This is a genomic window from Dietzia sp. 111N12-1 (genome assembly GCF_001658045.1).
Taxonomy (GTDB): domain Bacteria; phylum Actinomycetota; class Actinomycetes; order Mycobacteriales; family Mycobacteriaceae; genus Dietzia; species Dietzia kunjamensis.
This window is the reverse complement of the sequence record NZ_LSSV01000009.1, coordinates 1-393: the sequence shown is the minus strand read 5'-3', so window position 1 is coordinate 393 and position 393 is coordinate 1. Positions and strand designations below refer to the sequence as shown.

The following is a 393-nucleotide window of genomic DNA, read 5'->3' as shown; positions in this document are numbered from 1 at the left end:
CTCGACCACCCGCCGGGTGAACCCACGGGTGATGCCCGGCCGGGCTCGTTCGTGTGGAAGATGCTGACGACGACCGACCACAAGTTGCTCGGCATCATGTACATCGTCACCTGCTTCATCTTCTTCTTCGCCGGCGGCCTCATGGCGCTGCTCATCCGGGCGGAGCTCTTCTTCCCGGGTATGCAGTTCCTGTCGAATGAGCAGTACAACCAGCTGTTCACCATGCACGGCACGGTGATGCTGCTGCTCTACGGAACCCCGATCGTCGTCGGGTTCGCGAACTACATCATTCCGCTGCAGATCGGCGCCCCCGACGTGGCGTTCCCGCGCCTCAACGCGTTCGGCTTCTGGCTGTTCGCGGCGGGCGGCACGATCATGCTCTCCGGCTTCCTG

1 protein-coding gene is annotated in these 393 nt (G+C 63.4%); it reads left to right on the top strand.

Annotated features, from left to right (window positions below):
- Window positions 1–393 (top strand): cbb3-type cytochrome c oxidase subunit I (locus tag AYO52_RS01980; RefSeq protein WP_172812093.1); only part of this gene is annotated, 393 nt, incomplete at both ends.